Below are 7,027 nucleotides of genomic sequence, written 5' to 3' on the forward strand. Positions count from 1 at the left end.
CCCGGCCCTACAGGTAATCGCGATAAACGCGGCTCTTCGCCACCTTCAGGGCTTATCCACACATGCGTCTTCCCACGTTCCGTCAGCGTTTTTCCCACCACTGCATTGCCTACAGCCTACTGATGACCAGTGCCGCGCCTTGCCTGGTAATGACCAATAACGCCTTCGCGGCGATGGCCGCCCAGCGCTACACCATTGCTGCCGGCCCGCTGGACAATGCGTTGAGCCAGTTCGCCTCTGCTTCGAACGTGATTCTGTCGTTCTCGCCGCAACAGACCAGCCGTTTACGCAGTGCGGGACTGAACGGCAACTTCACCGTCGAACAGGGATTCTCCCAACTGCTGCAAGGCTCGGGGTTGCAAGCCATACCGCAGGCGCCTAGCAGCTACATTCTGCAGGCGCTGCCCACTGGTGACTCGCTGGAACTGGCCCCGACCAACATCAACGGGCAATTAGCCAACCCGATGAACCTGGATTACGCCGCCGACGTTGGCTACAAGGCGCAAAGCAGCCGGATTGGTACGAAAACCAGCACACCGTTGTCGGAAACGCCACGCTCGGTGTCAGTCGTAACCGCGCAACGCATGAAAGATCAGAAATCCCAGACGCTCACCGAGGTGCTTGGCTACGTCCCGGGGATCTTTGCCCCTCCGTTTGCCGCCGGCGACAGTCTGGCCGGAGATCTGTTTTTCATACGGGGTTTCAATGCCACCGATTACGGCTACGGTCTGTTGCGCGATGGACTACGCGTACAGGGCAACCGCTATGACACCAGCACCGAGCCTTATGGTCTTGAGCGAGTGGAGATTTTCCGCGGCCCGTCTTCTCTGCTGTACGGGGAAAACGCTCCCGGCGGTCTGGTCAATCTGGTGAGCAAACGCCCGACCGCCGCGCCACAAGGCGAAGTGCAATTGGGTTATGGCTCGAATAATCGTAGGCAGATCGGCGTCGATGTCTCCGGTCCACTCAATAACAGCGGTAATGTTCTCGGGCGGGTGGTGATGCTCGGGCGCAAGTCGGACACCCAGACCGATCATGTCCCGGATGACCGGATCTACATCGCGCCATCGCTGACTCTGAATTTCGACGATTTCAATACGCTGACCCTACTGGCCAACTACCAGAAGGATCACACCAACATGGAACTTGGCCTACCGGCCGCCGGGACTTTGCTGACCAACCCCAACGGCAAGTTATCCAAGGGCACAATGCTCGGCGATCCGGACTGGAATACCTTCGAACGGGAAACCTGGAGCACCGGTTACGAGTTCAGTCACTCGTTCAACGACGACTGGCAGTTCCGGCAGAACTCGCGCTACATGCAGTCGCGCATTACCCGCCACGAAACCTGGCCGGGCAACCTCAACAATGCCGGTTTCGGCACACGCCTGAACATGACGGCCTACGATCGCTACAACAAATCGATGGTGTATTCGCTGGATAACCAACTGGAAGGCAAATTCCAGGTCGGCGGTCTGGAAAATACCGTGCTATTCGGCGCCAGCTACGACCGCACTTCCTTCAATCAAGACTGGGATGCCGGCGTCGTCGGGCCGATCGATGTGTATAACCCGGTGTACCTGCGCGACCCTACCACACCGATTGCGGTGCAAAACACCTTGCTCGAGCAGCAGATGAAAGGGGTTTATGCACAGATCCAGAGCAAGTACGACCATTGGTTGTTTCTGCTCGGCGGTCGTCAGGATTGGGTCGACAGTGATTTCCGCGACAAGGTGGCCCAGTCGAGTGACATCAGCTCCGAGGATAAGAAATTCACTTATCAGGGCGGCGTGATGTACCAGTTCGACAACGGCATGACGCCGTATGTCAGCTACTCGACCTCGTTCGTGCCGGTGCAGCAGATTTCCAACGCCGGCGCACCGCTTGATCCGATCACCAGCAGCCAATATGAAGTGGGCCTGAAATACGAGCCGATCGGCTGGGACACAGCGTTCACTGCTTCGGTGTACGACCTGCGCAAAAAGGACGACACCTACTTCGACGCCACCACGTCGAGCTATCGCCAAGTGGGCGAAAGCCGTTCCAAGGGTGTAGAGCTGGAACTTAACAGCAATCTGACGCAGAACCTCAACGTCACGGCGGCCTACACCTACACCGACGCGCGAATCACCAAGGATGCCGCGACGTCATTGGTCAAAGGCCATCAGATGACCGGCGTGCCGCGTAATCAGGCCTCGGCCTGGGCGAAATACCGATTCCTCGATGGCGATCTGAAAGGTTTGTATGTGGGTGGCGGTGTGCGTTACTTCGACAGTGCCTTCGCCTACACCTCGCCTTCTCTGTACGGAAAGCTGGATGCCGGCGATGTCACCTTGGTTGATGCGGCGATCGGCTATCAGATCGACACGCACTGGAGCGTGGACCTGAATGCGAAAAACCTGTTCGACAAGGAATATGTGTCGGGATGCAATGATGCCGGCCGCTGCTACTGGGGAGAAGACCGGACCTTGCTCGGTACGGTTTCCTACAACTGGTAAATGAAAAGGGGCTGTGGATAAATTGTCCACAGCCCCTTTGTCATTTGCCAATGCAGAAGCTGGAAAATATCCGACCTAGCAGATCATCGGAGCTGAAGGCACCAGTGATTTCGCCGAGAGAATGCTGGGCTTGACGCAGATCTTCCGCCAATAACTCTCCGGCGCCAGCCAAGGTCAGCTGGGCGCGGCCGTGTTCCAACGCTGCACTGGCGTGGCGCAAGGCTTCAAGATGCCGGCGACGTGCGCTGAAACTGCTTTCCGAGGTCTGCTCGTAACCCATACAGGCTTTGAGATGGTCACGCAGCAGGTCAAGGCCTTCACCGGCCGACTTGGCGCTGAGGCTGATCGTCACATGGCCGTCTTCACTGGTTTTCAGGGCAATGGCTTCGCCGGTCAAATCGGCTTTGTTGCGGATCAGGGTGACCTTCGCCGGATCTGGTCGGGTTTCAAGGAATTCCGGCCATAGGGCAAAGGGATCCAGCGCTTCCGGCGCAGTGGCGTCGACCACCAACAACACCCGATCAGCCTCGCCAATGGCTTTCAATGCGCGCTCGACCCCGATCTTTTCCACATGATCATCGGTATCGCGCAGTCCGGCCGTATCGACAACGTGCAGTGGCATACCATCAATGTGGATATGTTCGCGCAGGATGTCGCGGGTCGTACCGGCAATTTCGGTAACGATGGCGGCTTCACGACCGGCCAAGGCATTCAACAGACTGGACTTGCCGGCATTCGGACGACCGGCGATCACCACAGTCATACCATCGCGCAGCAACGCACCCTGCCCGGCTTCTCGCAGTACTGTGGATAACTCGACGCGCACTTTGTCGAGCATGCTCAGCACATGGCCATCGGCAAGGAAGTCGATTTCTTCTTCCGGGAAGTCGATGGCGGCTTCGACGTAGATACGCAAACCGATCAGTTGCTCGGTCAAGTTATGCACACGCTGGGAAAACGCACCCTGCAAGGAACGCAGAGCATTGCGCGCAGCCTGTGCAGAACTGGCTTCGATCAAATCGGCAATCGCCTCGGCCTGGGCCAGGTCGAGCTTGTCATTGAGGAAGGCGCGTTCGCTGAATTCACCAGGACGGGCCAAGCGACATCCCAGTTCCAGGCAGCGTTTGAGCAACATATCCAGAACGATCGGGCCGCCGTGGCCTTGCAGTTCCAGCACGTCTTCACCGGTGAACGAGTTCGGCCCCGGGAAATACAGCGCCAGACCTTCATCGAGGACTTGCTGGTCGTCGCTGAAAAACGGGCCGTAATGGGCGTAACGCGGTTTCAGTTCGCGGCCGGTGATGGCTTTCGCTGCAACGCTGGCCAACGGCCCGGAAATACGAACGATGCCCACACCACCACGGCCTTGAGCGGTGGCGACAGCGGCGATGGTTTCACGAGGTGCGCTCATTGACCGGTATCCAGACAAAAATGACAGATAGCAAAACGCCCCACTAGGGGGCGTTTTGAGTGGTTATCCACAGTGTAAATCAAGCAGCGGCTTGGGTAGCCCGTTCGATTTTACGTGTGATGTACCACTGTTGTGCAATCGACAGGCAGTTGTTCACAACCCAGTACAGCACCAGACCTGCCGGGAACCACAGGAAGAAGAAGGTGAAGATGATTGGCATCATTTTCATGACCTTCGCCTGCATCGGATCCGGAGGAGTCGGGTTCAGCTGCTGCTGGATGAACATGGTTGCGCCCATGATGATCGGCAGAATGAAGAACGGATCCTTGATCGACAGGTCAGTGATCCACAGCATGAACGGCGCTTGGCGCATTTCCACGCTTTCCAGCAGAACCCAGTACAGAGAAAGGAAAACCGGCATCTGCACGAGGATCGGCAAGCAGCCGCCCAGCGGATTGATCTTCTCTTTCTTGTACAGCTCCATCATGGCTTGCGACATTTTCTGCCGGTCGTCGCCATGTTGCTCTTTCAGAGCAGCCAGTTTCGGCGCAACGGCACGCATACGCGCCATCGATTTGTAGCTGGCAGCCGACAGAGGGAAGAAAATACCCTTGATCAGCATGGTCAGGAAAATGATCGACCAGCCCCAGTTACCGACAATGGCGTGAATGTGTTGCAGCAGCCAGAAGATTGGCTGAGCAATGAACCACAGAATGCCGTAGTCGACGGTCAGTTCCAGACCTGGGGACAACTCTTTCAGCACAGCCTGGCTTTTCGGACCGGCGTAAAGGATAGCGCTGGTTTCAACTTTGGCACCCGGTGCAGCGGTCAGTGTTGGACCTGTGTAACCGATGATGTAGTTGCCTTTGCTGTCTTTACGGGTCTGGACGATGTTGTTTTCGCCCTTTGCCGGAATCCACGCAGTCACGAAGTAGTGCTGTAGCCAGGCTACCCAACCACCGGTGACGGTTTCTTTCAGTTGTGCCTTGTCCATGTCCTTCATGGACACTTTCTTGTACGGCTCCGAACTTGTCCACAGGGCAGCGCCCAGATAAGTTGCGGTGCCAGTAGCGGTTGTGGACGAAGGATCAGCGCTAGCATCGCGCTTCAACTGCGCGAACATCGCGCCATTCCAGGGCTGAGCGCTCTGGTTATCCACAATGTAGGAAACGGCTACGTCATACAGGCCACGTTTCAGAGTGAAACGCTTGATGTAATTGACGCCGTCCTTGCTGAACTTCAGGTCTACGACCAGTTGGTCCTGACCGTCAGCCAGTTGATAAGTCTTCTTCTCCGAGGAGTAGACCGGACGACCGGCCGGATTTGCATCCGGGCCATTGGTGCCGATCAGACCGCTTTGTGCCAGATACACACGTTCGCCGCCGTTATCGAACAGCTGGAACGGAACATCAGGACGATCCTGACGACGTGGATACAGAGGCAAGGTCAATTGAGCAACATCACCACCTTGTGGATCGATCGCGAGATCGAGCACGTCGGTTTTGATCTGGATCAGATCCTTGCTGGCGGCTACCGGCGTTTCGGCAGGTGCACTGGTATCGCTAGCGGCACGCGGAATATCGTCACTGGCTGCAGCATTATTGCCAGTGGCGGTGTCCGGCAAACCGGATGTAGTCGTACTGGAAGCAACATTCTGAGTCGGCAGGGCAGCCTGACCATAGTCCTGGTTCCATTTAAGGACCATAACGTAGGCCACGATTGCCAGGGCGACGATCAGGATCGTGCGTTTGATATCCATGATTACTCGGCCATCGAAGAAGAACGGGAGGTAGGGATAGGTGGAACCGGGTCATAACCACCGGGATTCCACGGATGACAGCGACCTAAACGACGAAAGGCCAGCCAGCCACCGCGCAGAAGGCCATGATTTTCGATGGCTTCTAACGCGTAGCAGGAACAACTGGGGTAGAAACGACAGTGGTTGGCCATTAAAGGACTAATGGCATAGCGATAAAACTGGATCGGAACGAGGGCCAGTTTACGCATCTGGACTGTCTACCCCTACAGTTTCGGTTTTGACTTCTGGAACTGGCTTGCTGCGTGCCAGACGCTTCCAGAGCTTGCCGAAATGCTGAATCAATTCGGGGTTTTCTACATCGCCCAGACCTTTGCGCGCGACGATAACGATGTCCCAGCCGACCAGTGAATCCTGGTGCAGACGGAACGATTCGCGCATCAAACGTTTGAGGCGATTGCGCTCAACGGAGAGCTTTACGCTCTTTTTCCCGATAACCAGCCCGAGACGGGGGTGATCAAGATCGTTGTTGCGTGCAAGGAGCAGGAGATTTTTCCCCGGAACCTTGCCGGTAGGGGAGTCAAAGACTGCCTTGAAATGCCGGGGAGTAAGCAGACGCTTTTCCCGACTGAAGTCCTGACTCACCTCCAGTACCGGATTATCAAACTGCCAGACGCGCACGACCTTTGGCGCGGCGACGCGACAGGACTGCACGGCCGTTCTTGGTAGCCATGCGAGCACGGAAACCGTGGGTACGGGCGCGTTTGATAGTGCTTGGTTGGAAAGTACGTTTCATGTCGTGTTACCTGGTTCGTCCACAACGGGCCGGAATGGCCCCCGTTTTAAGAGACCGGGGATTCTAGAGAAAGCAAGCCTTCAGGTCAATTTCCAACCAGCGTTTCCTTATAAATAGATCTCAAGGTGTTCTTTGCCTGATCACCTGCTCGTCATACATAAAAATAAAGAAGGGAATTATTTAAAGCTTTTTTGTAAAGCTTATAAAAACTAGGCACACCTTCTTCTGTGGATAAGTAGCATTAGGCCTTGTCTGACGTGATGTACAGAGAATGACAACTACAGTGGAAAACCGTGTTCAGCCTGTGCTGCGCTGTCGGATAACCTGTGTGTGGAATGGACTGTTATCCACAGGCAGGTTATCCACCGAGTTCAACCCCCAGTTGTCCAGTGCCCTTAGAGGTGGTTATCCACAGAGCTTATTCACACACCGTTGGTCGCCTTTTTCTGATTCAACGCATTGATAAATCATGGACACCGGGCAACCTGCATGTGGATAAGTGGGCGGCTCGCCGCTACAATGGCCGCTTGTTTTTGCCTCACCGGCTTTCAACTTAGGGGATATCC

The 7,027-nt window shown here is 55.8% G+C and carries 6 protein-coding genes; 1 reads left to right on the forward strand and 5 read right to left on the reverse strand.

What is annotated here, in order from left to right; translation table 11 throughout:
• Positions 1–62 precede the first annotated feature (62 nt).
• Positions 63–2,498 (forward strand): TonB-dependent siderophore receptor, encoded by a 2,436-nt coding sequence (locus tag PspR84_RS29405; protein WP_160060029.1) that lies wholly within the window; start codon positions 63–65, stop codon positions 2,496–2,498.
• A gap of 40 nt (positions 2,499–2,538) precedes the next feature.
• On the opposite strand, the gene mnmE is transcribed toward PspR84_RS29405, so the two are convergent.
• From mnmE to rpmH, 5 genes are all read right to left on the reverse strand, one after another.
• Positions 2,539–3,909 carry a tRNA uridine-5-carboxymethylaminomethyl(34) synthesis GTPase MnmE gene (mnmE, locus tag PspR84_RS29410; RefSeq protein ID WP_160060030.1) on the reverse strand — a complete coding sequence of 457 codons (1,371 nt, stop codon included), beginning with the start codon at positions 3,907–3,909 and terminating at the stop codon, positions 2,539–2,541.
• Between the two features lie 79 nt (positions 3,910–3,988).
• Positions 3,989–5,668: a membrane protein insertase YidC gene (gene yidC / locus PspR84_RS29415; RefSeq protein WP_160060031.1), complete on the reverse strand. Its 1,680-nt coding sequence runs from the start codon at positions 5,666–5,668 to the stop codon at positions 3,989–3,991.
• A 2-nt stretch (positions 5,669–5,670) separates the two neighbouring features.
• Positions 5,671–5,916 carry a membrane protein insertion efficiency factor YidD gene (gene yidD, locus PspR84_RS29420; protein ID WP_077430980.1) on the reverse strand — a complete coding sequence of 82 codons (246 nt, stop codon included), beginning with the start codon at positions 5,914–5,916 and terminating at the stop codon, positions 5,671–5,673.
• Positions 5,909–6,310 carry a ribonuclease P protein component gene (gene rnpA, locus PspR84_RS29425; RefSeq protein ID WP_042704971.1) on the reverse strand — a complete coding sequence of 134 codons (402 nt, stop codon included), beginning with the start codon at positions 6,308–6,310 and terminating at the stop codon, positions 5,909–5,911. The genes yidD and rnpA overlap by 8 nt, the downstream gene beginning before the upstream one ends.
• A gap of 16 nt (positions 6,311–6,326) precedes the next feature.
• On the reverse strand, positions 6,327–6,461 hold the full coding sequence (gene rpmH / locus PspR84_RS29430) for a 50S ribosomal protein L34 (protein ID WP_003213577.1): 135 nt from the start codon (positions 6,459–6,461) through the stop codon (positions 6,327–6,329).
• Between the last annotated feature and the right edge of the window lie 566 nt (positions 6,462–7,027).

It is taken from the genome of Pseudomonas sp. R84 (assembly GCF_009834515.1).
In the GTDB taxonomy this organism is placed as follows: Bacteria; Pseudomonadota; Gammaproteobacteria; order Pseudomonadales; family Pseudomonadaceae; genus Aquipseudomonas.